The following is a 26,120-nucleotide window of genomic DNA, read 5'->3' as shown; positions in this document are numbered from 1 at the left end:
TAATGGGTTGGCTTTTGCCAGCCCATTTTTTGTTATAATATTATTAAATCTATTTGCCCATAAAGAATATTAGTTAGAGGCGGTGTTTTATGCTAACAGTGAACGATTTAGTGGAACATTTTAATTTGAAAATTTGGGGAGGTAACGGTGGCTTAGAAAACGAGATTCCAAGCTTTGATTTGTCTCGCCCTGGTCTCGAGGTCGCTGGTTACTTTTCTCACTATTCATCAGAGCGAGTACAGATATTAGGTATGACAGAAATATCATTTTTTGAACGTGTGCTTTCAGATGATGAACGCGAAGATCGTGCGAAACGATTATGTCGTAAAGAAACACCATGCATCATAGTGACGAGAAGTTTACAGCCGCCTCTAGAATTAATAGAAGCATGTAACATAACGAACACTGCTTTATTAACGACAGAAGATAATACGACAAATTTCACTAGTCGTATTACAACATATTTAGAAAAAGAACTCGCACCAGAAACAAATATGCATGGTGTTTTAGTTGATGTGTATGGAATTGGAGTGCTCATTACAGGTGACTCAGGTATTGGTAAGAGTGAGACAGCTTTGGAGTTAATTAAAAATGGGCATCGACTCGTTGCAGATGATAATGTTGAAATCAAGGAAGTAACAAAGAATGTACTGATGGGATCTGCGCCAGAATTGATTCAGCATCTGTTAGAAATTCGTGGGTTGGGAATTATCAATATAATGACACTCTTTGGTGCAGGATGTATACTAACTGAAAAACGAGTCATGCTAAATGTTCATTTAGAAAACTGGGAAGACAAGAATACTTATGACCGACTTGGTTTAGAAGATAAGAAGATTAAAATCTTAAATTCTGAAGTGACCAGAAAAGTTATCCCCATTCGTCCAGGACGCAGTCTTGCTGGTATAATTGAAGTCGCTGCAATGAATCATAGACTGAACCAGATGGGTCATAATGCTGCAGTTGAATTTAATGAAAGATTGAATCAAAAGATAAAAGATAATGGAGGCAACACGAAATGATTTTAAATGCTGCCATAGATCCGGTTGCGATTTCACTAGGCCCTTTGTCCATCCACTGGTACGGAATTATCATACTCACAGGAATGATTCTAGGGTACTTTTTAGCAAAAAGAGAGACAATCAAAAGAGGCCTACCTGATGATTTATTTATGGACTTAATGATGTACATCATTATCTTCTCTCTAATTGGTGCAAGATTATATTATGTCTTATTTAACCTTGATTATTATCTCTATAATCCTATTGATATTATAAAAGTTTATGAGGGTGGCATGGCGATACATGGCGGACTCATCGGTGGATTTTTAGCAGGCTTAATTTATACTAAGAAAAAAGGGTACAGTTTCTTTCAAATTGCAGATATCGCCGCTCCGAGTATTTTGTTAGGCCAAGCTATTGGTCGTTGGGGGAACTTTATTAACCAAGAAGCACACGGTGGACCTGTATCTAGAGATTTCTTAGAGAATTTAATGATTCCAGAATTTATAATTAACCATATGAATATAGAAGGTACATACTATCATCCGACATTCTTATATGAGTCAGTCTGGAGTATTATTGGTGTAGTTATACTATTGTTAATTCGTCCAAAATTAAAAATAGGTGATACAATTCTTGTTTATCTGGTATACTATTCAATCGGTCGATTCTTTATAGAAGGCATGCGTACAGATAGTTTAATGATTTTTGATTTACTAAGAACGGCACAAGTAATTTCAATTGTAATTATTGTGGTCGCTATTGGTGCGATGATTTATCGACACCGTCAGTATAACTTGCCACAGTACAATGAAGTATATGGTAATTATTTAAATAAAGGCGATAAGCCGACACATTCAAATAAATCAACAGTAGTGAATAAGAAGAAAAAAAGGAAGAAGTAGTATGAGACAATTAAAGCGATATCGTGGTTTTACAATTAATCCATTATGGCATTTATATCGTACGGTTCGCTTTGGTAAAGTCGTAAAAAACTTTATTGTCATTGAAATCGGGCGTTTTTTGCCATCTACTCAGCTCAAACACGCATTCTATAAAAAGGGATTAAATATAAAATTAGGTGAGCACGTATCCTTTGCCTATAAGGCAATGCCAGACCTCATGTTCCCAGAATTAATTACCATTGGTAAAAATTCAATTATAGGCTATAATGCTACAATATTAACCCATGAATATTTAGTAGATGAATATCGAATTGGTAAGGTCATCATTGGTGAAAATACGATGATTGGTGCAAATGTTACGATTCTACCAGGGGTTAAAATTGGTAGTGGAGTGAAGATAGGTGCAGGTGCAGTCGTGTCAAAAGATGTACCGGATAATGCACTCGTCTATGGCAATCCGATGATTATAAGGGAGAGGTAAAAAATGAATAAAGACAACATCATCTCTCTCAATCAAAACGGAGAGAGTTACTACAGGCAAGGTATTAAGAAAAGGCAGCAAAATAACAAAAAAGAAGCCTTGCATTTATTAAAAAAAGCCTACGATAAAAACCCGGATAACCCTGACTATCTCTCAGAGTATGCCTATGTTATGGCAGAAAATGGACTCGGAAATGAAGCGGAACATTTACTAATCGATGCATTTGTAAAAGATGATTATGATGCCTCATATTTTCAAGTTTTGAGTGAGCTCAACATTATTCGTCAAGATGCAAATAAGGCATTCTTATATGGAGTATCTTATGCTGCGTATTCACAAGATAATAGTTATCGTCAGCAACTAGAAGAGATGTTTGAAGTTGAAATTGATAATGAAGCGGAGTTAGAGAAGGAAGCAGAACGAATTATCGGCCAGCAAATTTTCCAACACTTATTTATGAATGCCAAGGTCGATGAGGCCCTAGATTATTTAACAACACTACCAAGCGACATTCAAACGGAAAATGAATTTAGAAACTTAAAGGCCATGGCTTACCTATTCTTAAATAAGTATGATGAAGCAAGGGCTTTACTTGAACAATTATTAGAAGATGATCAGACTGACATGCATGCGCTGAGTCATATGACGCTACTTCACTATCATACCAATGAGATAGAAAAGTACGAGTCATATTTAAAAAAACTCGAAGTCGTAGAACCATTAGATGATGATGCGAGATTTAAAGTCGGTCTTGTGTTAAATTTCCTACAGAAATATGAACATGCTTACCGCTTGTTATTCCCGCTCTATAAAAAGCAGAGGGTTATGAACTTCCAGCTCTTACATGCCCTGAGTTTTTCATCATTTCATCTAGGCAAGACAGAAGAATCTAAATCATACTGGACAAAAATGCAAAACTTCCATCAGTTAGACGAGAAATTTAGTCCATGGAAAAAATCAGAAGCGGCTAACCAAATTCTCAGTCTTGAGGAAAAGTATTTAAATGATGATGATCAACATAAAAGACTGCTTGCCTTATATTTAATTTCTAAAATTGAACCGAAAGAAGCGATAATCGGTTTATCAATCTGGAATCGTATAGAAGAACTTGATGATTATGAAAAATTATACGTTTCGTTTTTGTTTCAGGGACTAAAACTTGTGAGATTGGGTCGTATGCACATTGGTTTAGAATTACTATACGATAAAGGTTTTACTGAAGAGGATACTTTGTTAATGTGGATTGATATCTTCCATGACTTATATGAGGTGCATAAGGAATTTGACGATGTTGAAAGTTATGTTGCCGCGGTCCTATATAGTTATCATTCACAGAAAAAGTTAACCAAAAAGTATTTGGTAGAAACGTTTAATACGACAAACTATCGTTTAAACAAGGCAATTGAACACCTCAAGCAAATTTAATGAATAAATGACCTTAAGTGACTATAATAGTATATAGCAATTTTTTAAAGGAGATAAACTATGGACGAAAAGACGATCTATGATGTTGTAATCATCGGTGCTGGTCCTGCAGGAATGACAGCAGCCGTTTACGCATCTCGTGCAGAATTAAAAACAGTGCTTTTAGAACGTGGCGTACCAGGTGGACAGATGGCAAATACTGAGGAAGTAGAAAACTTCCCAGGATTTACTATGATTACTGGACCCGAATTATCATCAAAAATGTTTGAACATGCGCAGCAATTTGGTGCAGAGTACAAATTTGGAGATATTAAAAGTGTTGAATTAGATGGAGACATTAAGATCCTAAAAACTTCATCTGAAGATATTTATACAAAATCAGTCGTTATTGCAACTGGTGCAGAATATAAAACAATTGGTGTACCAGGCGAAGACTTACTACGCGGACGCGGGGTAAGTTATTGTGCAGTATGTGACGGTGCATTTTTTAAAGAGCGTGAACTCGTTGTGATTGGTGGGGGAGACTCTGCAGTAGAAGAAGGTGTTTTCCTAACCAAATACGCAAGTAAAGTTACAGTTGTTCACCGTCGTGACGAATTACGTGCGCAAAAAATCTTGCAGGATAGAGCCTTTAAAAATGAAAAGATGAACTTCATTTGGGATACTGAACTGCAATCAATTAATGGTGAAGGTAAAGTCCAATCTGTCACACTTAAAAATAAAAATACTGGTGAAGTATATGAACACAAGGCCGATGGTGTGTTTATCTACATTGGTATGTTGCCTCTTACAGAACCATTCAAAGACCTTGGAATTCTAAATGACAATGGTTACATTGAAACCAATGAAGAGATGGAAACGAAAATTCCTGGAATTTTTGCAGCAGGAGATGTGAGAGAGAAATCACTTAGACAAATCGTTACTGCCACTGGCGATGGTAGTTTAGCAGCTCAAAATGCTCAGCACTACTTAGAAAAGTTAGAAGACGGAGAATAAGTTGAAATTTCCCCCATATGGGGGATTTTTCATAGTAAAATGAGTATAAAACAAAGGCTAAGACTAAATCTCTTTTAAGGGTGTGTCGAATGAAAAGTTTAATCATAATGACAGGTATGAGTGGTTCTGGGAAATCAGTAGCATTAGAAGCAATTGAAGATATGGGATATTTTTGTATTGATAATCTACCACCTATTTTGATACCCAAGGTTGTAGAACTGATGGATTCAGTTGATGGTAAAATGTCGAAAGTGGCAATAGGGGTAGACTTAAGAGGAAAAGAATTTTTTGATGATTTAATACAACAACTGAATCTCGTTTCGAACAGTAAAGAATTGATGCTTAGAATTATCTTCTTAGATACAGATGATGAGCGACTAGTTAGCCGTTATAAGGAAACACGTCGTGCTCACCCGTTAAACGAGGGTGTCGCGCTCTTAGATGCCATTAAGAAAGAGCGTCAAATCTTGGATGATTTAAAAAGTCGTGCGACAGTAATAGTAGATACGACTTTACTGTCACCAAAGGAACTCAAGGATAAGATGTTTAGTATGTACAGTGGAGGACGTGAAGAGTTCTTTACAGTCAACGTCGTAAGCTTCGGCTTTAAGCATGGTGTGCCGATTGATGCAGATTTGATGTTTGACGTAAGATTTTTACCGAATCCATACTACATTGAAGACTTGCGTCCACTAACTGGCTTAAATGCTTTGGTTTATGATTATGTGATGAAATGGCAGGACACAGATACTTTCTATGAAAAACTTTCTGATTTAATCTACTATCTAATCCCGCAGTACGTTAAAGAAGGTAAGTCACAATTGACGATTGCAATTGGCTGTACAGGTGGCCAACATCGCTCTGTTGCCTTAGCTAAACGTCTAGGGGAAGATTTAACTCATGATTTTAGTTTTCAAATTAACACCAGCCACCGTGATGCAAATATAGAAGGTTCCACTCATGGCGAAAGCTAAAATAAAAATCGCGATTATCGGTGGTGGAACTGGACTATCTGTACTCTCACGTGGATTGAAAAAGTACCCTGTGGAAATTTCTGCAATTGTATCTGTTGCAGATGACGGTGGCTCAACAGGAATTATCCGCGATCAGATAGATATGCCTGCTCCAGGCGATATTCGAAACGTAATGTCCGCCTTAAGTGAAGTAGAACCCATGCTTGAGGGTCTGTTTACTTATCGTTTTAAAAAGGATGAAATATCAGGTCACTCTCTAGGAAACCTTATGTTAGCAGCAATGTATGACTTAAGTGGAGACTTTGCGACAGCAGTAAGCGAACTATCCAAAATTTTAAACGTTAAAGGTACAGTCATTCCATCGACTAATGTTAGTCCAAAATTAGCAGCAAGAATGGTAGATGACTCATTGATTATCGGGGAAAGCTATATTCCAAAGATTAAGAAAGAGATTCAAGAAATTTATCTTATTCCAACGAATATTGATGCAACACCTGCTGCAGTCGAAGCCATTATGGAAGCTGATATAGTCGTTTTAGGGCCAGGCTCACTATATACAAGCATTATTCCTAATCTCTTACCTAATGGTATTAAAGAGGCACTTACGGATTCAACAGGCATCAAAGTATATGTCGCAAATTTATTAGAGCAGCCAGGGGAGACAATGGGCATGTCAGCCTATGACCATCTTTATGCTATTGAAAAACATATTAAGAGAAAGGTCATTGATTATGTCATTTTAAATGAAAGAGATGTCTATAGTCAGATGGCTTCAACGTACAAAGAAAGAGGCGTTCATATTATTGAAAGTGAACGCAATAAAATCGAAGCAAACGGTGTAAAAGTCATTACGCATGACGAGTTGATCATTGTTGATGATGAAGGCGTTGTCCGCCATAACAATGAAAAGCTAGCAGAGATTATCTACGATATCGTTATCGATGAATCAAGAACACTAGAGTACTAGGTAGAATTTGAAAGGAAAGTGGTTGCATGTCATTTGCTTCCGAAATGAAAAACGAATTAACACGAATTGAAGTTGATGAATGCTGCATGAAAAGTGAACTTTCTGCCTTGATCAAGATGAACGGTGCAGTCAGTTACTTTGACAATGAGTGGGTAATCAATGTCCAAACAGAAAATGCGGCAATAGCGAGACGAATTTTTTCACTAATAAAAAATGTCTACAAAATAGAAATTGACTTACTTGTGCGTAAAAAAATGAAGTTAAAAAAGAATAATGTTTATATATGTAGAATTAAAAAAGAAGCGATGGCAGTATTAAAAGATCTAGAGATTTTTGAAGGTGGTCTATTAACAAACCGTGTGACTGATGAAATTCTAGCCAATGATTGCTGCAGAAGAAGCTACTTAAGAGGGGCCTTCTTAGCAGGTGGTTCAGTAAATAATCCGGAAACCTCAGCCTACCATTTAGAAATTGCAACCCTCTATGAGGATCATGCAGCTGAACTGACAGACTTAATGAATGGCTATGGTTTGAATGCGAAATTTATCGATAGAAAACGTGGCTATTTAGTCTACTTAAAAGAAGCAGAAAAGATTTCTGACTACCTCAGTTTAATAGGTGGTTACCAAGCGCTACTTAAATTTGAAGATATTCGTATTGTCAGAGATATGAGAAATTCAGTCAATCGTCTAGTAAACTGTGAAACAGCAAATTTAAATAAGACGATAAATGCTTCAATGAGACAAGTGGAAAACATTAAATTTATAGAGGAGGAAATTGGCATAGATGAATTGCCAGAACGCCTAAGAGAAGTCGCTAGAATTCGAGTGGATAATCAAGACATGACCTTAAAAGAAATCGGTGAGTCGGTATCGACTGGACCGATTTCAAAATCAGGTGTGAACCATCGACTTAGAAAGTTAGACGACATTGCTGAAAAAATCCGCAATGGTGAAGAAAAAATATTTTAATTAAAACCCCTGTACGATGTAATCTTATCGAACAGGGGAATTTTTATTTACTATAAATTTGTTCTAAAGCTTGGTCTAGAGTGGGGTACAAGTATTTAAACTCATTGTTTAACAAGCGTCTTGGGTGGACTTTTTGACCTTCAGTAATTAACATTGAGCGCTCACCGAGCAAACTGTTTAACAAGAAGTTCGGTGTTTTAAAGAAATTTGGTGTGCCGAGTACGGCGCTGAGTACTTTAGAGAATTCCTTTTGTCTCACAGCGACGGGTGCTGTAATATTTACAGGTCCATCTATATCTTGGTTGAGTCCAACAAAATATAAGGCGTTAATGACATCGTCAATGTGAATCCAAGAGTACCACTGACGACTAGAAGCAATATTTCCACCTAAGTTTGCCTTATATAATTTTTCGAGAATAGGTAAGGCACCTTCCTCACGAGATAAGATTAAGCCGAAACGTGTATACACAGTTCGGATACCTAAAGATTCAATTTGTCTCGCAGCACCTTCCCACTTATTTACCACTGTAGATAAGAAGTCATTCGGTGACAAGACGTCGTACTCATCATACTCAACAAGTTTACTTGTCGGATAGTAACCGATTGCACTTGCATTAACAAAGGCGAGCGGTTTAATTTTAGAATCAAAAAGCCATTGATAGAGCATATTGGTCATGTTTAAACGGCTCGATAATATTAAATCTTTATAATAATCTGTCCATTTATTATTTAACGAGGCGCCTGAGAAGTTATAGACTAAATCGATTTCTTCTGGTAATTCTTTAGTCCAAGATAGATCATTATAGTTATCTTCATCGTACTTTATATAATGCACGTAGGGATGTTCACTTGATTTAGACTGCCGACTTAAAATATAGACGTGATGGCGATCTTTCTTTAAAACATTAGTAAGATGACTGCCGATAAAACCAGTTCCACCGGAAATAAGTATATTCACTAGACAACCTCCTGAGTTTATTCTAATTTCATAATAATAAAAAAAAGCGTTTAAGTCACGTGACCTAAACGCTTTTCGTTCATAATATATTATTTTTCTGGTTCCATTACGTGGTCGATTAGACCATATTCTTTAGCTTCTTCAGCTGTCATGAAGTTATCACGGTCAGTATCTTTCTCGATTTTCTCTAGTGGTTGACCTGTACGTTCAGCTAAGATTTTATTGAGTTTTTCACGTGTTTGTAAGATATGTTTAGCTGCGATCTCAATCTCAGTCGCCTGACCTTGAGCACCACCTAGTGGTTGGTGAATCATTATCTCAGCATTTGGTAAAGCATAGCGTTTACCTTTGGCACCAGCTGTTAAAAGGAATGATCCCATTGAAGCAGCAAGGCCTAAGCTAATTGTTTGAACATCAGGCTTGATGTGTTGAATCGTATCATAGATTGCCATACCAGCTGTGACACTACCACCTGGTGAGTTAATATATAGATAGATATCTTTTTCAGAGTCTTGAGCTTGTAAGAATAGAAGCTGACTGACTACAGAGTTTGCAACGTTATCATCAATTGCACTACCAATCATGATGATTCTATCCTTCAACAGTCTTGAGTAAATATCGTATGCACGTTCACCGCGGTTAGTTTGTTCAATTACTGTAGGTATTAAATTCATATTTTTTGCCTCCTAAATTAATGATCTAGCATAATCTCTTATTTATTTATAACACATTAGTCAAACAAGGTCAAAGATAATAACCTTTAAATCAATATGACATTTATCTTATTACTATCGTCCCAAGAGAGTCAATATTTAAGACTTTAATAGTCCTATCATTCTTGATATAATGAGTTTTGTTATTTTTATATTTTACCCCCGTGGTGTAATGGATAACACGTAAGATTCCGGTTCTTGAGATGGGAGTTCAATTCTTCTCGGGGGTGCTAAAAAGAGGTGAGTGATTTGTCAGTCGAAGCACTTGAAACAGTCGATAAACCTGACGTTAGTTTAGATGATAAGTTTGTTCGTAAAGTCTTCTATGTTTGTTTAAATAGTGGCAAGATCTTATTAGAGAGCGGCGCTGAGACCTACCGCATTGAAGATACGATGCTACGTATGGCTAACAACTATGGTATCGGTAATGTCCAAGTGTTCGTGACAACAACAGTAATCATACTATCAATGAATGATTACGCACTTTCTCAAACGATTCGTATCGAAGAGCGTGCAAACAACTTAGAAAAAGTCGTTAATATTAATGATTTGTCTAGACAAATTACTAAAGGATTACCCATTGATGAGGCGATTGAGACGATTGAAACGATTCATGAAACTAAGATGTTTCCACTATGGCTAGTGATTATCGCAGGTGGTATTGTATCAGCAATGTTTTTACTTCTTTTTAATGGCACTATTGTGGACATTCCTATTGCAGCATTTGGTGGCATGTTAGGAGTCTTAATTACAGAAAGTATTCAGCGTTATACCAAAATTAAGTTTTTCAATGAATTCTTTGCTTCGTTCTTTATTGCTTTATTTTCTGTTCTTTATGTAAACTATGGTCCAGGTGTCAATGTCGAAACAATTATTATCGCTGCAGTCATGCCCTTAGTGCCTGGTGTCTTAATCACAAATGCGATTCGAGAAATGATTCGTGGCCACATGCTAGCCGGCACTATGAAGGGTGCTGAGGCTTCCTTAACTGCGATTGCTATCGGTGCAGGTGTAGGTCTCATATTCATGTTGATGTAGGAGGGAGAATCATGACTTATTTTTTCCAATTGATTTTAAGTTTCTTTGCATCAGCGGGTTTTGGTGTCCTGTTTAACGCACCGAGAAGAACAATTGTCGCAGGTGGTATTAGTGGTGCCTTAGGTTGGATTGTTTACTATATAGCAACAGAAATCGGTGCAGAAGCGCCAATCGCGTCCTTTTTAGGGGCTATTGTATTGACTGCGGTTTCTATCTTAAGCAGTCGCAAACTACGGGCACCAGTCATCATATTTATAACTTGTGGTATCATTCCTTTGGTACCTGGTGGTACAGCATATAATGCCATGCGTAGTGTCGTTATGACCCAATACGATATGGCTCTAGCTTACGGCTTCCAAGTGGCCTTAGTATCCATGGCGATTGCTATGGGTATTATCTCCACTGAAATGATTGATTCATTGATGCAGACGCTTAAACGTGAAGTAAAAAATTTGTGGAAGAAAGAGGCTTGACCATGCTTAATCTTACTTATTACATGCGTAACGATTGTGCGTTATGTAATGAAGGTAAACTCCAAATCAGACTGGCTTTATCTGAACTAAGGAATGATCTTGTTCAATTAACTGAAGTCAACATCGACGAAGACAATGAACTGCAAGAAGAATACATGGTACGAATACCTGTATTATCGAATGGTGATGAAGTCATTCAAGAAGGCGTACTTGATTTTGTGACAATTTACGATTATATACGTGAACATAAATAAATATTTGATACTAACGGAGATCCTTATAAAGGGTGTCCGTTTTTTTATGGATGTGTTTACATCAATGTAAAATTACTTTTGTAGTTTAAATCACTAAGTGAGATATGTATAATAAAATTGAATATATACTTGGAGGCGTATTCATGAAAAAGACTCTTGACGATGTAGAATTAAAAGGTAAAAACGTTTTAATTAGAGCAGATTTTAATGTGCCCTTAAAAGATGGTGAGATTACAGATGACAACCGCATCAAGGCTGCGATTAAAACTATCTCTTATGTTCTAGCAAAAGGTGGTAAGGTCATTCTACTATCCCACCTCGGACGTGTGAAATCTCAAGAAGATAAAGAAACTTACACACTCGCACCTGTTGCGAAGCGCTTAAGTGAGCTGATGGACAAGGAAGTATTATTCAGCGATAAGACGCGTGGTGAGGACTTAGAAGAAGCTGTGAACAGTTTACCTGACGGTGAAATTTTACTTATTCAAAATACAAGATATGAAGATTTAGACGGTTCCAAAGAAAGTAAAAACGATCCAGAGCTTGGTAAGTACTGGGCATTGCTTGGAGATGTATTTGTAAATGATGCATTTGGTACTGCACACCGCTCACATGCATCAAATGTAGGCATTAGTGAGCATTTACCAACCGTTTCTGGCTTCTTGATGAAAAAAGAAATTGAGTTTATAGGTAATGCTGTCGACGAACCAAAAACACCTTTCGTAGCAATTTTAGGTGGTGCGAAAGTATCTGACAAAATTAGCGTCATTGAGAATCTTCTATCTAAAGCAGATAAGGTGTTAATCGGTGGAGGAATGGCGAATACTTTTCTTAAAGCTGCAGGTCATTCAATCGGTACCTCATTAATAGAAGAAGATAATATCAAGATTGCAGAAGACTTACTTGAGCAAGCAGAAGGTCGGTTAATTCTTCCGGTGGATGTTGTTGTTGCGAAGGAATTTTCTAATGACACTGAATTTAAAACGGTAGATGTTGATAATATTCCTGATGACATGATGGCACTAGACATAGGAGAAAAAACAATCGAACTGTATAAAGATGCTTTAAACGGAGCGAAGACGGTTGTATGGAACGGCCCAATGGGTGTCTTTGAAATGTCTAACTTTGCCAAAGGTACAAGTGGAGTATGCCAAGCGATTGCAGATTTAGATGGAGCAATTACAATCATCGGTGGTGGCGACTCTGCAAGTGCTGCACAACAACTCGGCTTTGAGGATAAATTCAGTCATATCTCCACAGGTGGCGGGGCATCACTTGAATATTTAGAAGGTAAGGAACTACCAGGCTTAAAAGCTATAGACAATGTTGAGGAGGACTAGCTTATGCGTACGCCATTAATTGCTGGTAATTGGAAGATGAATATGAACGTCCGTGAAACAGAAGCTTTTATGGATGAATTAACTAAAGAAAAAACTCTACCTAAGAGCGTAGAAGCGGCGCTGTGTGCGCCCTTTATCGATTTGACGGTTTTAGTAAATAAAACACAGGATACAGACATTAAAGTCGGTGCACAGAATGTCTATTTCGAAGAAAACGGTGCCTACACGGGTGAAATTTCAGCAAGCATGTTAAGCAATCTAGGATTGACTTACGTGATTACTGGTCACTCAGAGCGTCGACAATTATTCTTTGAAACAGATGAAGATGTCAATAAGAAGAATCATGCTGTCTTAGAGGCAGGAATGTTCCCGATTACTTGTGTTGGTGAAACACAAGAAGAACGAAATGAAGGTCAAGCGGAAGACAAGGTGAGGCAACAAGTGACTAAGGGATTTGAAGGTATTAGTCGTGACCAAGTCGCTCAGGTTGTCATCGCCTATGAACCAATCTGGGCAATTGGTACGGGTCAAAGTGCGTCGAGTGATGATGCGAATCAAATGTGCGAAGTGATTAGAAACACTATAGAGAACCTATATGATTCAAAAACTGCACAAGAAGTGAGAATACTTTACGGTGGTTCTGTTAAACCAGCAACAATTGAAGACTTGATGCGTCAAACGCATGTAGACGGTGCATTAGTGGGCGGTGCATCTTTAAAAGTAAATGATTTTGTTGCTTTATTGAATGGATCAAGTCATGACTAAACTTGCCGCATTAATTATACTTGATGGTTTTGCTGAACGTACTGAATCATATGGAAACGCAGTAAAACAAGCACACATGCCAAACTTTGACCGCTATAAAAATCAATACCCCCACTCGCTTTTAAAGGCGAGTGGTTTAGATGTCGGTTTACCTGATGGACAGATGGGTAACTCTGAGGTCGGGCATCTAAACATTGGTGCTGGGCGTATCGTTTATCAGAGTTTGACCCGTATCAACAAAGCGATTGAAACAGGAGAATTCAGCCAAAACAAAGTCCTTTTAGATGCACTTAAACACGCTAAAAATAAGGGGAGTAAGCTGCACATCATGGGACTTTTAAGTGACGGAGGGGTCCACTCACACCATAGCCACATGTTTGAAATACTTAGAATGGCTAAGGCACACAATTTAGAAGATGTCCTAGTTCATGGATTTTTAGATGGTCGTGACGTTGCTAAAAGTTCGGCACTGACTTATATTTCAGAAACTGAAAAGGTTATGGCTGAAGTTGGCGTCGGTGAGTTTGCAAGCATTAGTGGTCGTTATTATGCCATGGATAGAGATAAGCGCTGGGACCGTGTGAAACTTGCTTACGACACACTTGTTCACGGGGATGCACCGCATTTTGATACAGCAGAAGCGGGTGTTAGGGCGTCGTATGAAGCTGAGATTTTTGATGAATTTGTCCAACCATTTACGGTGGGTCATGGCGCTAAAATTGACGACAATGATGCTGTGATCTTCATCAACTTTAGACCAGATAGAGCTGCTCAACTCAGTGAAGCTTTGACGAATCCTAGCTTTAATCATATAGACAGTCTAAAAGATATTGAAAACTTAAATGTTTCAACTTTTACTGAATATAGTCCAGCAGTAGAGAGCAATGTAGTATTTGAAAAAGATGATCTAGTGAACACGATTGGTGAAGTCATTCAAAACAATGGGTTAAAGCAATTGAGAATCGCTGAAACTGAAAAATATCCGCATGTGACCTACTTTATGAATGGGGGTCGTCAGGCTGTCTTTGAAGGCGAATCTCGTATTCTTGTTGATTCACCAAAGGTTGCAACTTATGATTTACAGCCTGAAATGAGTGCGTATGAAGTCACGGATCAACTCATTCAAGCCTTAGACACAGAAGACTTAAATCTAGTGATTTTAAACTTTGCAAACCCTGATATGGTCGGACATAGTGGCATGTTACAGCCAACAATCGATGCCTTAGAAGCAGTGGATAAGTGTCTCGGTCAAGTCGTCGACAAAGTTTTAGAACTCGGAGGGCGTGCAATCATTACAGCTGATCATGGTAACTCAGACGAAGTGTTAACAATGTCAGGTGAGCCGATGACTGCACACACTACGAATCCAGTGCCTGTTATTGTTACAGACACAAATCAAAATTTACGTGAGGGAGGACGTTTAGCTGATTTAGCACCAACCTTATTAGATTTGTTAGACTTAGAACAACCGAAAGATATGACTGGTGAGAGCCTTTTATCGTAAAATAAGTTATAATAAACTCGAACTAAAAACACAAAGGAGTAGGATGACATGCCATTAATTACAGATGTTTATGCACGTGAAGTTTTAGACTCTAGAGGAAACCCAACAATCGAAGTTGAAGTACTGACTGAGAGCGGCGCCTTTGGCCGAGCACTAGTGCCTTCAGGTGCGTCTACTGGAGAATACGAAGCTGTTGAACTTCGTGATGGTGATTCATCACGCTTCTTAGGTAAAGGTGTAGAAGAAGCAGTTGAGAATGTTAACGGAATTATTGCGCCTGAGTTAATCGAAGGCGACTTTTCAGTTTTAGAACAAGTCTCTATCGATAAAATGCTCATCCAGCTTGATGGGACTAAAAATAAAGCTAAACTTGGAGCCAATGCGATTTTAGGTGTTTCGATTGCCGTTGCTAAAGCTGCAGCAGACCTATTAGGTCAGCCGCTTTATAAATACTTAGGTGGCTTCAATGCAGTACAGTTACCTGTACCGATGATGAATATTATCAACGGTGGGGAACATGCTGATAACAATATCGATATCCAAGAGTTTATGATTATGCCAGTTGGAGCAACTTCATTTAAAGAAGGTCTCCGCATGGGGACAGAAGTGTTCCATCACTTGGCGAAAGTTTTATCTGGCAAAGGATATAGCACAACTGTAGGTGACGAAGGTGGTTTCGCACCTAACCTTAAATCAAATGAAGAAGCATTCGAAGTGATCGGAGAAGCAGTTAATGCTGCAGGCTACGAATTAGGTGTTGATATAGTTTTAGCAATGGATGCTGCTTCAAGTGAGTTCTTCAACAAAGAAACTGGTGCCTACGAACTTAAAGGAGAAGGGAAAACATATTCTTCCGAAGAACTCGTAGAATGGTATAGTGCAATGGTCGACAAATATCCAATCATCTCAATTGAAGATGGCTTAGATGAAAATGACTGGGCAGGCACTAAATTATTAACAGATAAGATCGGTGACACAGTTCAGTTGGTCGGTGATGACCTATTTGTTACAAACACTGAAAAACTTGTCGAAGGAATCGAGCAAGGTGTTGCCAACTCAATCTTAGTTAAAGTCAACCAAATTGGTACTTTAACAGAGACATTTGAAGCAATTGAAACAGCCCAACGCGCAGGCTACACTGCAGTCATCTCACACCGCTCAGGCGAAACAGAAGACACGACGATTGCAGATATCGCTGTTGCTACAAACGCGGGTCAAATTAAAACAGGTGCGCCATCCCGTACTGACCGCGTTGCGAAATACAACCAGCTATTACGTATTGAAGATGAACTCTTTGAAACAGCAACATACAAAGGCCTAGACTCTTTCTATAACTTGAATATCTAAGGCTCTAAAATTTATGACCTCCCCTCGCTTTTGGCGAGGGGAGGTTTTTGTGGTGTGAGGTGAGGTGAGTCGCGGAGGAAGGCATGGAAAATCTATAAGTCACGATGAAAATGGTGTCGAATAGACAAAAGTGCTTAAAAAATCTATAAGTCGTGTTGAAAATGGTGTCGAATAGACAAAAGTGCTTAAAAAATCTATAAGTCGTGTAGAAAAAGGTGTCGAATGGACAAAAGTGCTTAAAAAATCTATAAGTCGTGTTGAAAAAGGTGTCGAATGGACAAAAGAACATAAAAAATCGATAAGTCATCATGGAATTAATGACTTATGGACACACAGCCTAAGAAAAGCCCTCAAGACTATAATAATCACGAAAAAACTACATCTTGATCTTTCCTTCCTTCACATAATTAAAAATCACAGCCCTACTCACCATGCCGCCACTCAACTTAAATAACATCGTTGGCGTAATCTTCCAACTGTCATTTAAGGCAGAAATTTCAGTTTGTAGGTTTTGCAAAATTTGTAGTATATTATAGTCAATTTTGCAATTCTTGCATTTATACAAATTTCTGTGGATTTTATCGAGAGTGGAAGTGGAATTACATTGATAACAGTAGGTTCCGGGACGTAATGTTTCAAATTTAATATCTACTGGAATATCGTAAATTGATTTAACTAAACGCTGACTCTCTAAAAATTTATAGAGCGCTGACTGATCATAATAATTGGACTTACAGATTTTAGATAGGCGCTTATCTACATTGGATGGGACGATTAAATTTTCTAAGTTTGGCATATTATAAATCGTTTGCTTAGGATTTACGAATACCAAATGAGACATCACATTATTTGAAGCGCTGTAGAAACTGCCTTTCTTAAGTAGTTGTTGTAATAAAAGCCGTTGCCTGTTCACTTGCATACTTAAATCTTTAAATTCCTCCCCATTTACAAAGTGCCAAGCTTTGTTGCAGTAAACTAAGTCGAAATTATAATTCTTTACTTCAAAGGTATAAGCCTGGTCTCCAGAAATAAGTAGGTTATCAATCTGCACTTCTGAACCATCCACCTTGAAACGATAATCTTTCACATGATAAACATTTAAGCCACTCAAGTGAGCGTCGAGAAGTTTATCGAAAGATAATTCTCCTATGTAGCCTCTCTGTAGCTTTTCAAATTCTTTTTCCTCTTGTTCACTGAGTGCGGCACGGCGGCGTAAAACCTGCATTTGATGAAGTTTAATAGGTTGTTTTCTCATACCACAAATATATAATGCAGGTAAATTATCTCCAAATGACAAAAATTTAAAAATTGCTTCAAAACCACGACAATTTTTAATGTGACAAGTAGATTACAAAACACCAATTTACATTGCGGATAGAGTGTAATTTTGGTATTATTTATACTGTTAATATAAATCGGAGGGGTACTTCATGCAGACTCTACTCATCGTTCTTTTAATCGTAGTATGTATATCTTTAATCGCAACTGTTCTCCTACAATCGGGTAAGAGTGCCGGACTTTCTGGAGCAGTTAGTGGTGGAGCTGAACAAGTTTTTGGTAAACAAAAAGCTCGTGGTATGGATCTCATTTTACACAGAGCTACTGTAATCTTAGCTATTTTGTTCTTTATGATCATGTTATTGTTGACTTACATTGGATAAATACGACACCCGTATCCGACTTTAGCCGGATACGGGATTTTTTATTTCTGCATGAATCTTTAGAATCCACTCAATTTAGCGTACAATGTAAGTAAGATGAATATAGAGGTGACCTCATGAATTTCAAATTACCAGAAACATTCTATTTTAAAGAAGATAGTGGCAAATCAGCAGTGTTACTCTTACATGGTTTTACGGGTAACACATCAGATGTTAGACAGCTTGGCAGATACCTTCAGAAAAAGGGTATGACATCCTACTCAATAAACTACGAAGGCCATGCCGAACATCCTAAGAAGATTACCGAATCATCACCGTATGTTTGGTATAAACAAGTAGTGGATGCTTATGATTTTCTAAAATCAGAAGGTTATGAAGATATTTTTGCAGCAGGTGTATCAATCGGTGGTGTAATGGCGCTGAATCTTTCTAGTGACCGTGACTTAGTTGGGATATCGACAATTTGTAGCCCGATGTATTTAAAGGAATCTGAGACCTTGTATAGTCAATTTAAAGCCTATGCTGAAAAATATTTAAAAATGTTTGAAAATAAATCGCCTGAGGAAATTGAGTCAGAATTAGAACAGTTAGAGATGACATCTACTTTTGAAGACATCAGAACGTTTATTCAGATGGTAAAAGGGAACTTAGAGGATGTCATGATTCCTACATTTGTCGCTCAAGGTGAAAAGGATGAAGTGATTAATTCTGAGAGCGCCAATGTTATTTTTGATAGTATCTCAACAGATGATAAGGAAATAAAATGGTATCCGGATGGTGGACACGTATTAACAATAGACAAATCAAAGGAAGAATTATTTGAAGATATATATAAATTTACGGTGGGAGAAAACTTGCTCACCTATAAATGATACGGAGGATTACGATGAGAGACTATAAAGAAGAAATATTATCACTCGTCAACAGTGACGAATATAAACCGATGACAACTGATGATTTTAAAATGACTTTAGAGGCAGATGAGTCGGATGATTTTAAAGATATGGTGAAAGCTTTGGTCTCTCTTGAAGAATCCGGTAAACTGTATCGCACAAAAAAAGATAAGTATATGAAAGTTCCCGACTCCAACAGAATTAAAGGGACTTTATCGATGCATAAGAGAGGTTTTGGCTTCTTAAGACCTGAAGAAGAGGATGTCGAAGATATCTTCATTCCGCCTACTGCGGTTAACGGTGCCCTTGATGGTGATACTGTGTTGATTGAAGTGGAAGAAAATTCTCGGGGTGACAATGCTGAGGGAAAAGTAATTTCAATTATCGAGCGTGGTGTGACCAAGCTCGTCGGAGAATATAATGCGAGCAAGCACTTCGGTTTTGTCGTACCTGATTCCAAAACTTTTAAAACCGACATTTTTATACCTAAAGATCATAATTTAGGTGCGATTGATGGCCATAAGGTACTTGTAGAAATCACAAAATTCCCTGAGGGAGATGGTGATAATCCTGAAGGACATGTCATACAGATTCTCGGTCATAAAAATGACCCGGGTGTCGATATCTTATCAATTATTTTCCAACATGGCATTGACATTGACTTCTCAGATGAGGTCTTAAGACAAGCGGAGTCTGTACCTGAAGTCATCGACCAAGCCGAAACAAAAGATCGTGTTGATTTGAGAGATGAATTTACCATTACAATCGATGGCGCAGATGCGAAAGACCTTGATGACGCTGTCAGTGTAAAAAAACTTGAAAATGGCAATATGGAATTAACAGTCAGTATCGCAGATGTTAGTCATTACGTAACAGAGAATTCACCGATTGACAAAGAAGCGTACGATAGAGGGACAAGTGTGTACTTGGTCGACCGAGTCATTCCGATGATTCCACACCGCCTATCAAATGGAATTTGCTCACTAAACCCGAATGTCGACCGTCTGACTTTGAGCTGTCGTATCGAATTTACGCCGGGTGGTAAGGCAGTGAATCATGAGATTTTTGAAAGTGTCATTAACTCTAATTATCGCATGACATATCGCAATGTTAATTTAATGCTTGAAGATGAAGACAAAGCCGTTATTGAAGAGTTCAAGGAAGTATATCCACACCTCCTACAAGCTGAAGATTTAGCTCAAGCGCTCCGCCGTAAAAGAGACCAACGTGGTGCGATCGATTTTGACTTTGATGAAGCGGCTGTAGTTGTCGGAGACGACGGCACACCTGAAGATATCGTTTTAAGAAATCGTGGTACTGGTGAGAAGATGATTGAAGAGTTCATGCTTGCAGCGAACGAAGCAGTGGCTGAACACTTCCACTGGATGGATGTTCCTTTCTTATACCGTATTCACGAAGAACCAAAAGAAGAGAAACTTAATAAGTTCTTTGATTTCTTAACAGGCTTTGGAGTGATGGTTAAAGGTAAAGGCAATCAAATTCATCCGCATGCCCTTCAAGAGATTATTGAAGAAGTTAAAGGACGTCCTGAGGAAATGGTCATTAGTACGCTTATGTTACGTTCCATGCAACAGGCTAAGTACTCAGAAGAATCCCTTGGACACTTCGGATTATCGACTGAGTTTTATACGCACTTTACTTCACCGATTCGCCGTTACCCAGACTTAATTGTGCACCGTCTGATCCGTCAATATTTAATTAATAAAAAGACAGACGCTAAAACTATTCGTCATAATAAGAGTATCTTGCCAGATATTGCTAAGCATACTTCAGAACGTGAGCGACGCGCCCAAGATGCTGAGCGCGACACGGATGATCTGAAAAAAGCAGAATATATGATGAAACATGTCGGCGAGACATTCGAAGGTGTCGTTGCTGGTGTGATGAACTTCGGTATGTTTGTTGAGCTACCGAATACAATCGAAGGACTTGTTCATGTGTCTCACATGACAGATGACCATTATAACTTCAACGAGAGAGCAATGGCGATGATTGGTGAACGGACAGGTACCATGTTCCGTATAGGTGACAAGGTTGAAATTGAAGTGTTAGGTGTGAACCTAGATGAACGCTTAATTGACTTTAAAGTCGTTGGTATGCCGGATAGAAAGCCGAGAGAAAAGAGAAGTCGTCCGGTTGAAATCAAAGGCAATAAGAAAGAGAAATCAAGATCTAGAGAAAAGAAAGGGGCCTTTAAGAAAGGTGGAGGCAAAAGAAATGCTTCAGGCAAGAAGCCATTCTATAAAGGTGCCCCTAAAAAAGGTAAAGGAAAGAAGTAGAGGCTGATGAGTAAAGATAAGCATAAGACTAAACCACTGGCACAAAACCGAAAAGCCAGTCATGACTACTCAATCGAAGATACGATTGAAGTTGGTATGGTATTACAAGGTACTGAGATTAAATCCATTCGCCGAGGGTCAGCGAACTTAAAAGATTCCTTTGCTCGTATTCATAGAGGGGAAATGTATGTTTATAACATGCATATTGCCCCTTATGAAGAAGGGAATCGTTTTAACCATGATCCACTCAGACATAGAAAGCTGCTCTTACATCGTAAAGAAATTAACAAACTAAGAGGGCATATTGAACAGCCAGGAAATGCGCTTATCCCCTTAAAGTTATATATTAAAAATGGTGTATGTAAAATGCTTTTAGGTATTGCGAGTGGTAAGAAAAAATACGATAAGCGTGAAGACCTTAAGAAGAAACAAATGAAGAGAGATATTGATCGTGCCATCAAGGCGTACAATCAATAATTTGTAAGTATATTTTTATCATGTTATAATAGTTGACGCTCGGTAAAAAGATAGCCGATTATAATCCGGGGACGTTCCGGATTCGACAGGGGCTGTTTGGGCATCTTAAGCGTGTCGGAGGTTTCGGCTTCGTCATCAACGATACTCAGTTTATAATAACTGGCAAACAAAACAATTTCGCAGTAGCTGCCTAGTCAGCCTGCATCATCCCATGAGCTTTCCTATGGCCCGTGACGATGATTCAACTATAATAGGATACGCCATTTAGTCTGCAGTCAGAAGACTAATGGAAGAGACGAATCGGACTAGCATGGGCTGAGGTGGGTTCATTACCATCACCCATGCGAAAATTAAAAATGAACTACACACGTAGAAAGAGATGTTGCGAAGTCTCTGGACGCGGGTTCGACTCCCGCCGTCTCCATATTTTAAACCCCGTAAGCCTTGTGGCTACGGGGTTTCTTATTATATGTGACCAATTATTTCTTATACCAACCATTCTAATTGTTCTAGGTCTTCATTGGTCAGCTTATAGTCAGTATAGGATTGTATTATCTTTTCTTTAAGTTTTTGAGTTTGGTTTTTATCTCTAATTAAAATATCTAAACCTGCATCCGTAACTAGGGTGGAACCGAACTTAATAATCAGAATATCAGAGTCTAAATGGACGATATGCCAAGTGCTTTTGAAAAGTTTAAGTAGGCCTTTACCTCTCCATATAAACTGGGCGTCCTTATATTTCTCTATGCCTTCAATACTTTTTTCTTTACCATCTTTTAGAAATCTAACCTGATTGTTTACGGTTAATGGTGAATCACTTAACTTTGTATAAGTTATTGAAGGCTGTTCTCTTTTACCATCTGTCCACATACTAAAAGTCGTTGCAATAATGTCCCATTTACCAAATAAATTATTAATCATAATATCTCCTTTACATAAATATATTCCCTTAATCTAGAGTAATCATTCTTAATTTATATAAACTTATGATATTTTTATTATATTGTTGCTTATCTAAAAGTAACAATGAAAAATGAGGTGTAAAAATGAGTAATTTTAATATAGAAAAAGCAAGAAGTAATCATGTCAACGGCGGGATTCTGAACTACCTAGCAATGGCTGAAATGAGTCATATAATGTTAGGGTCAGATTCTAAAGATAAGGTGGTTAAAGAGTTGCAATTGCTCTTTGAAAATAAAGGGAATCGCTTTAGTCATGATAAGTCCTTTGTAGCGACTGTAGACGGTCAGCATGCCGGTCTAGTGACTTGTATGTCTCATCAAGATATGAAGGTGACAACTCTAGAAACCGTTAAGCAATTAGTAAAAATGAAGAAGTCTAAGATGTTCAGCTTGGTTTTTAATAACTTTAAAGACCTAATTTCACTGATGGCATTTAAAGAGTCAAAATCAGGAGAGTATCACATCAGTTTACTGGCAACTATGCCTGACTATCAGGGTATGGGTATTGCTTCAGCACTGATTAAAAAAGCTGAGAACGAAGCGCGGTTTAACGGTTTCGATAAAATCTCTCTCACTGTCGATAAGGACAATAAGAATGCTAAAAAATTATATGAAAAGTTAGGTTTTAGGGTCGTTGAAGATTCTACCTTTGGTCAATTAAAGCTTTGGCGAATGGTAAAGTTACTACGATAGGCTAAACCTTTTAAGACCTGTGTTTGAATTTTTAAATTCAAGCGCAGGTTTTTTTACTTGAGTATTTTAATTATATTTTAATTAACCCTTTATTAAACCGTAAGTATCCAGGCGTAGCTTGGAGACTAACAAAAAACGTAAGGGGAGATTATTATGAAAATGGTTGTTATACCTTCAGGTTTTAAGGAAAGTTTAAGTTCAGAGGAAGTCGGTAAAGCAATTAAGAAGGGAATTAAAAAGTCAGGGAATGACCATGATATTACAGTCATTCCAATGGTCGATGGTGGGGAAGGTTTTGTAGAGACCATCATCAAATTAAAGAAAGGAAAATGTATAAAAACCAAAGTGACAGGTCCTGTAGGAGAACAAATTAATTCACATTTTGGCATCTTTAAAGATAATGGTGTGACGACAGCCGTCATCGAAATGGCAGCAATTGCTGGCTTGAGACATGTACCTCATGAACAACGCAACCCACTTTGGACGACAACTTATGGGGTGGGTGAGACGATCATCAAGGCTTTAGATAATGGAGCTGAAAGAATCTTGATTGGCTGTGGTGATTCTGGAACATCTGATGGTGGTGTTGGTATGGCACAAGCTGTCGGTGTGCGGTTTTTATCGAAAAATAATGAAGTGTTATCTATTAAGGGTGGGGGAGAGATCCACAAAATAGACAGTATAGATCTGTCATACATTGATCCACGTATTGCTAGAGTGGATATTGATGTTGCGGTGAATTGGAAGAACGTGCTTTGTGGTGAAAAAGGTGTTGCAAAAGTATTTGGCCCACAAAAAGGTGCGACTAAAAAAGAAGTTGAACGCTTGTCTAAGAACTTCGACCATTTAGCTAGTTTGATTAAGACAGTGACAGGGGATGACCTTTCTAATATAAATGGTGGAGGTGCTTCTGGTGGCTTAGGTGCAGGACTTGTTGGATTCTTAGGTGCGGTCTTACATCCAAGATTTGAAATTATCCAAAATTATATAGAAATTTCCGATGCAATTAAGGAAGCGGACCTAGTCATTACAGCTGAAGGTTGCATTGATTTCCAAACCCCCAATGATAAGATCCCGTCTGAAGTTGCACGCATTGCCAAGCAGTTTGATAAGCCAGTTATCGCTTTTGCGGGAACAATCGGTAAGAAGGCAAGTTTAAATTATGATAGTGGAATCGACACATATACGAGCATTATTCCAGAACCAGCGACCTTAGAAAAATCAATGGAAGATGCGTCTAAATGGTTGACTAAAGCAGTGGATAATACAATGCGCAGCATTTTCATCGGTATGGAATTAGCTCAAAGTGAGCGTGAAGATAATGAACTTAAAGTCTAAAATTGGTATCGGAATATTTATCGCTTTTACACTCTTAGTAAGTACCATTCCGGAGCTTGATTATCTGGGAAAACTCAGCCTTATAATTTTTGTCTTAGCCCTTGGTTTATTTATATTTACTAAACTACCAGCAGGACTCGCAGCCTGGCTCGTCTTAGTACTTGGTGTTTTACTTGGCTTACCTGAGAACATTATGTTTAACGCTTTTACTCATGATGTGGTATGGCTGATGATTGGTGCATTTATTATCGCGGGGGTACTATATGAAAGCGGCTTGATTGATCGACTGAGCCAATGGGTGATCAATAATTGCACGACAAAGGGTAGGGTCACTTTCTTTACTTTTATTGTGATAATGATTTTATCTGTCATTGTACCGTCAACATCTGCGAGAGCATCAGTGATGCTACCACTCTATGAAATATTAACGGACCGTTTTAATCAGCATCAGAAATTTTTTAGTTTAGCGATTCCGGTGCTGATTATCATGGCAGCGAATACGACTTTACTTGGTGCGGGTAGTCATTTAGTTGGTATCAGTATCCTACAAGGCCAGACTGATGAGTCAATTACTTATATTGAATTTCTTGTATATGCCTTACCGTTTGGACTAATTATTTCATATATTACTTATGTCATTATTAAGTGGTTATATTTTAAGGACTTTAACTACACGATAAAAGCAAAAGATGTTGAGAAAATGCCATTTACAACAAAAGAAAAAATTATTTTTTGTTTAGTTGTCGTCACTATACTTTTATGGCTATTTGAGCCACTACATGGTTTTGATATTGCTTATGTTACCATGTTAATGAGTTTGATCATGATGCTCCCTCAATTAAACTTAATCACCTGGAAAAAAGGACTTAGCTCAGTTTCATGGAGTCTAATATTTTTCGTTGCAGGTGCGACAACCTTAGGTAGTCTCTTGGTCGAATATGGAGTGACGACTTACTTTCAAGATGTGCTCTTAGCAGGTTTCAATCAGTTTGATAATATGAATGTATTTTTAATACTCGTATTTGTGGTGTTGATTAGTGTGACTTCTCACTTATTAATACCAAGCCATACGACGAGAGCAGCTGTACTGATACCGGTCTTACTCATCATTGCAGAAACATTTAATGTTAATCCAGTTGCTATGGTGTTTATCAGTTTAATTGGCATCAATTTCTGTGTCACTTTACCTGTAAGTTCAAAAGCGCTCCTCATATTTTATGAGGGAGCAAAAGATAGTTTTACTAGCAAAGATTTGTTCAAATTAAGTATGATACTCATGCCGATATACGTAGTGCTAATGATTGTGACTTATTATATTTATTGGCAACATCTTGGTTTAAAATTTTTTTAAATTATTATGTTTAATAAATTATGATTCGGGAATACTTAGTACTGTACGAATAATACTAATTAATTATTTAAGGAGTGTTTTTCATGGCAGAGGAAAAAGACAGCAAATTAGAACAAGCTAAAGGTAACGTTAAAGAAACTGTTGGTAACGCTACTGGAGACAAAGAATTAGAAAAAGAAGGTAAAGACGATAAGCTTGCTGGTAAAGCGAAAGAATATGTTGAAGACGCTAGTGACAAAGCTAACGATGCAATTGACAAACTATCAGACAAGTTCAAAAAATAAGTAGATATATTAATGGAGCTGTTGTTAATACGGCTTCATTTTTGTAAGT

At 37.8% G+C, this 26,120-nt stretch carries 27 protein-coding genes, 1 tRNA gene and 1 other RNA gene; 25 read left to right on the top strand and 4 right to left on the bottom strand.

Features of this window, described 5'->3' with window-relative positions; genetic code table 11:
• Positions 1–89: 89 nt before the first annotated feature.
• The 8 genes from hprK to whiA all read left to right on the top strand — a co-directional run bounded on the left by hprK (position 90) and on the right by whiA (position 7,720).
• Positions 90–1,022 (top strand): HPr(Ser) kinase/phosphatase, encoded by a 933-nt coding sequence (gene hprK / locus V6E76_RS04165; RefSeq protein ID WP_026867308.1) that lies wholly within the window; start codon positions 90–92, stop codon positions 1,020–1,022.
• Entirely contained in the window at positions 1,019–1,906 is an 888-nt protein-coding gene (gene lgt / locus V6E76_RS04160) for a prolipoprotein diacylglyceryl transferase (RefSeq protein WP_247350056.1), read from the top strand. Before hprK ends, lgt begins: the two co-directional genes overlap by 4 nt.
• Position 1,907: 1 nt before the next feature.
• Positions 1,908–2,387, top strand: coding sequence for an acyltransferase (locus V6E76_RS04155; protein ID WP_026867310.1), 480 nt, complete (start codon positions 1,908–1,910; stop codon positions 2,385–2,387).
• A gap of 3 nt (positions 2,388–2,390) precedes the next feature.
• Complete coding sequence (locus V6E76_RS04150; protein ID WP_247350059.1) at positions 2,391–3,812, top strand: tetratricopeptide repeat protein; 1,422 nt, start codon at positions 2,391–2,393, stop codon at positions 3,810–3,812.
• Positions 3,813–3,872: 60 nt separating this feature from the next.
• Positions 3,873–4,808: a thioredoxin-disulfide reductase gene (gene trxB / locus V6E76_RS04145; protein WP_166627257.1), complete on the top strand. Its 936-nt coding sequence runs from the start codon at positions 3,873–3,875 to the stop codon at positions 4,806–4,808.
• A gap of 89 nt (positions 4,809–4,897) precedes the next feature.
• A complete protein-coding gene (gene rapZ, locus V6E76_RS04140) occupies positions 4,898–5,782 on the top strand; it encodes an RNase adapter RapZ (protein WP_026867313.1) in 885 nt (294 codons plus the stop codon).
• Complete coding sequence (locus tag V6E76_RS04135; RefSeq protein ID WP_166627255.1) at positions 5,769–6,749, top strand: gluconeogenesis factor YvcK family protein; 981 nt, start codon at positions 5,769–5,771, stop codon at positions 6,747–6,749. Before rapZ ends, V6E76_RS04135 begins: the two co-directional genes overlap by 14 nt.
• A 26-nt stretch (positions 6,750–6,775) precedes the next feature.
• Complete coding sequence (gene whiA / locus V6E76_RS04130; RefSeq protein WP_026867315.1) at positions 6,776–7,720, top strand: DNA-binding protein WhiA; 945 nt, start codon at positions 6,776–6,778, stop codon at positions 7,718–7,720.
• Between the two features lie 43 nt (positions 7,721–7,763).
• Here whiA and V6E76_RS04125 read toward each other — a convergent pair whose 3' ends face one another.
• Together V6E76_RS04125 and clpP are read right to left on the bottom strand one after the other, a co-directional pair.
• Positions 7,764–8,678 carry a TIGR01777 family oxidoreductase gene (locus V6E76_RS04125; RefSeq protein WP_166627254.1) on the bottom strand — a complete coding sequence of 305 codons (915 nt, stop codon included), beginning with the start codon at positions 8,676–8,678 and terminating at the stop codon, positions 7,764–7,766.
• An 89-nt stretch (positions 8,679–8,767) separates the two neighbouring features.
• The gene (clpP, locus tag V6E76_RS04120; protein WP_026867317.1) at positions 8,768–9,352 is read right to left on the bottom strand and encodes an ATP-dependent Clp endopeptidase proteolytic subunit ClpP; all 585 of its coding nucleotides are present in this window, start codon (positions 9,350–9,352) and stop codon (positions 8,768–8,770) included.
• Positions 9,353–9,549: 197 nt separating this feature from the next.
• Between clpP and V6E76_RS04115 the strand changes: the two genes are divergently transcribed.
• From V6E76_RS04115 to eno, 8 genes are all read left to right on the top strand, one after another.
• Positions 9,550–9,621 (top strand) — tRNA-Arg (locus V6E76_RS04115).
• Positions 9,622–9,631: 10 nt separating this feature from the next.
• Positions 9,632–10,429, top strand: a complete 798-nt coding sequence (locus V6E76_RS04110) for a threonine/serine exporter family protein (protein ID WP_084145814.1) — start codon at positions 9,632–9,634, stop codon at positions 10,427–10,429.
• Between the two features lie 11 nt (positions 10,430–10,440).
• The gene (locus V6E76_RS04105) at positions 10,441–10,902 is read left to right on the top strand and encodes a threonine/serine exporter family protein (protein ID WP_166627252.1); all 462 of its coding nucleotides are present in this window, start codon (positions 10,441–10,443) and stop codon (positions 10,900–10,902) included.
• A 23-nt stretch (positions 10,903–10,925) separates the two neighbouring features.
• Positions 10,926–11,156 (top strand): glutaredoxin family protein, encoded by a 231-nt coding sequence (locus V6E76_RS04100; protein WP_499797711.1) that lies wholly within the window; start codon positions 10,926–10,928, stop codon positions 11,154–11,156.
• Positions 11,157–11,299: 143 nt separating this feature from the next.
• Entirely contained in the window at positions 11,300–12,496 is a 1,197-nt protein-coding gene (locus V6E76_RS04095; RefSeq protein WP_247350062.1) for a phosphoglycerate kinase, read from the top strand.
• 3 nt (positions 12,497–12,499) lie between these two features.
• The gene (gene tpiA, locus V6E76_RS04090; protein ID WP_247350064.1) at positions 12,500–13,261 is read left to right on the top strand and encodes a triose-phosphate isomerase; all 762 of its coding nucleotides are present in this window, start codon (positions 12,500–12,502) and stop codon (positions 13,259–13,261) included.
• Positions 13,254–14,765 carry a 2,3-bisphosphoglycerate-independent phosphoglycerate mutase gene (gpmI, locus tag V6E76_RS04085; protein ID WP_247350079.1) on the top strand — a complete coding sequence of 504 codons (1,512 nt, stop codon included), beginning with the start codon at positions 13,254–13,256 and terminating at the stop codon, positions 14,763–14,765. The genes tpiA and gpmI overlap by 8 nt, the downstream gene beginning before the upstream one ends.
• Positions 14,766–14,813: 48 nt before the next feature.
• The gene (gene eno / locus V6E76_RS04080; RefSeq protein ID WP_247350081.1) at positions 14,814–16,112 is read left to right on the top strand and encodes a phosphopyruvate hydratase; all 1,299 of its coding nucleotides are present in this window, start codon (positions 14,814–14,816) and stop codon (positions 16,110–16,112) included.
• A gap of 376 nt (positions 16,113–16,488) precedes the next feature.
• Here eno and V6E76_RS04075 read toward each other — a convergent pair whose 3' ends face one another.
• Entirely contained in the window at positions 16,489–17,409 is a 921-nt protein-coding gene (locus V6E76_RS04075) for a nuclease-related domain-containing protein (protein ID WP_247350083.1), read from the bottom strand.
• A 133-nt stretch (positions 17,410–17,542) separates the two neighbouring features.
• On the opposite strand from V6E76_RS04075, the gene secG reads away from it, so the two are divergent.
• The 5 genes from secG to ssrA all read left to right on the top strand — a co-directional run bounded on the left by secG (position 17,543) and on the right by ssrA (position 21,870).
• Positions 17,543–17,773, top strand: coding sequence for a preprotein translocase subunit SecG (gene secG / locus V6E76_RS04070; RefSeq protein ID WP_166627246.1), 231 nt, complete (start codon positions 17,543–17,545; stop codon positions 17,771–17,773).
• A 116-nt stretch (positions 17,774–17,889) separates the two neighbouring features.
• A complete protein-coding gene (locus tag V6E76_RS04065; protein WP_026867326.1) occupies positions 17,890–18,645 on the top strand; it encodes an alpha/beta hydrolase in 756 nt (251 codons plus the stop codon).
• A 14-nt stretch (positions 18,646–18,659) separates the two neighbouring features.
• Complete coding sequence (gene rnr / locus V6E76_RS04060; protein ID WP_247350095.1) at positions 18,660–20,966, top strand: ribonuclease R; 2,307 nt, start codon at positions 18,660–18,662, stop codon at positions 20,964–20,966.
• Between the two features lie 6 nt (positions 20,967–20,972).
• Complete coding sequence (smpB, locus tag V6E76_RS04055; protein ID WP_026867328.1) at positions 20,973–21,443, top strand: SsrA-binding protein SmpB; 471 nt, start codon at positions 20,973–20,975, stop codon at positions 21,441–21,443.
• Between the two features lie 67 nt (positions 21,444–21,510).
• Positions 21,511–21,870, top strand: a transfer-messenger RNA (tmRNA) gene (gene ssrA / locus V6E76_RS04050).
• Positions 21,871–21,929: 59 nt separating this feature from the next.
• Here ssrA and V6E76_RS04045 read toward each other — a convergent pair.
• Positions 21,930–22,364 carry a lipocalin/fatty acid-binding family protein gene (locus V6E76_RS04045; protein WP_247350098.1) on the bottom strand — a complete coding sequence of 145 codons (435 nt, stop codon included), beginning with the start codon at positions 22,362–22,364 and terminating at the stop codon, positions 21,930–21,932.
• Positions 22,365–22,489: 125 nt separating this feature from the next.
• Here V6E76_RS04045 and V6E76_RS04040 point away from each other — a divergent pair, with 125 nt between their 5' ends.
• The 4 genes from V6E76_RS04040 (at position 22,490) to V6E76_RS04025 (ending at position 26,071) form a co-directional block, all read left to right on the top strand.
• Complete coding sequence (locus tag V6E76_RS04040; protein ID WP_247350100.1) at positions 22,490–23,098, top strand: GNAT family N-acetyltransferase; 609 nt, start codon at positions 22,490–22,492, stop codon at positions 23,096–23,098.
• Positions 23,099–23,251: 153 nt separating this feature from the next.
• On the top strand, positions 23,252–24,436 hold the full coding sequence (locus tag V6E76_RS04035) for a glycerate kinase family protein (RefSeq protein ID WP_247350103.1): 1,185 nt from the start codon (positions 23,252–23,254) through the stop codon (positions 24,434–24,436).
• Positions 24,420–25,787, top strand: a complete 1,368-nt coding sequence (locus V6E76_RS04030) for an SLC13 family permease (RefSeq protein ID WP_247350105.1) — start codon at positions 24,420–24,422, stop codon at positions 25,785–25,787. Before V6E76_RS04035 ends, V6E76_RS04030 begins: the two co-directional genes overlap by 17 nt.
• 83 nt (positions 25,788–25,870) lie before the next feature.
• Positions 25,871–26,071: a CsbD family protein gene (locus tag V6E76_RS04025; protein WP_247350108.1), complete on the top strand. Its 201-nt coding sequence runs from the start codon at positions 25,871–25,873 to the stop codon at positions 26,069–26,071.
• Positions 26,072–26,120 lie beyond the last annotated feature (49 nt).

The organism is Jeotgalicoccus huakuii (genome assembly GCF_036665975.1).
Classification (GTDB): domain Bacteria; phylum Bacillota; class Bacilli; order Staphylococcales; family Salinicoccaceae; genus Jeotgalicoccus; species Jeotgalicoccus marinus.
This window is presented reverse-complemented; position numbering and strand designations above follow the sequence as displayed.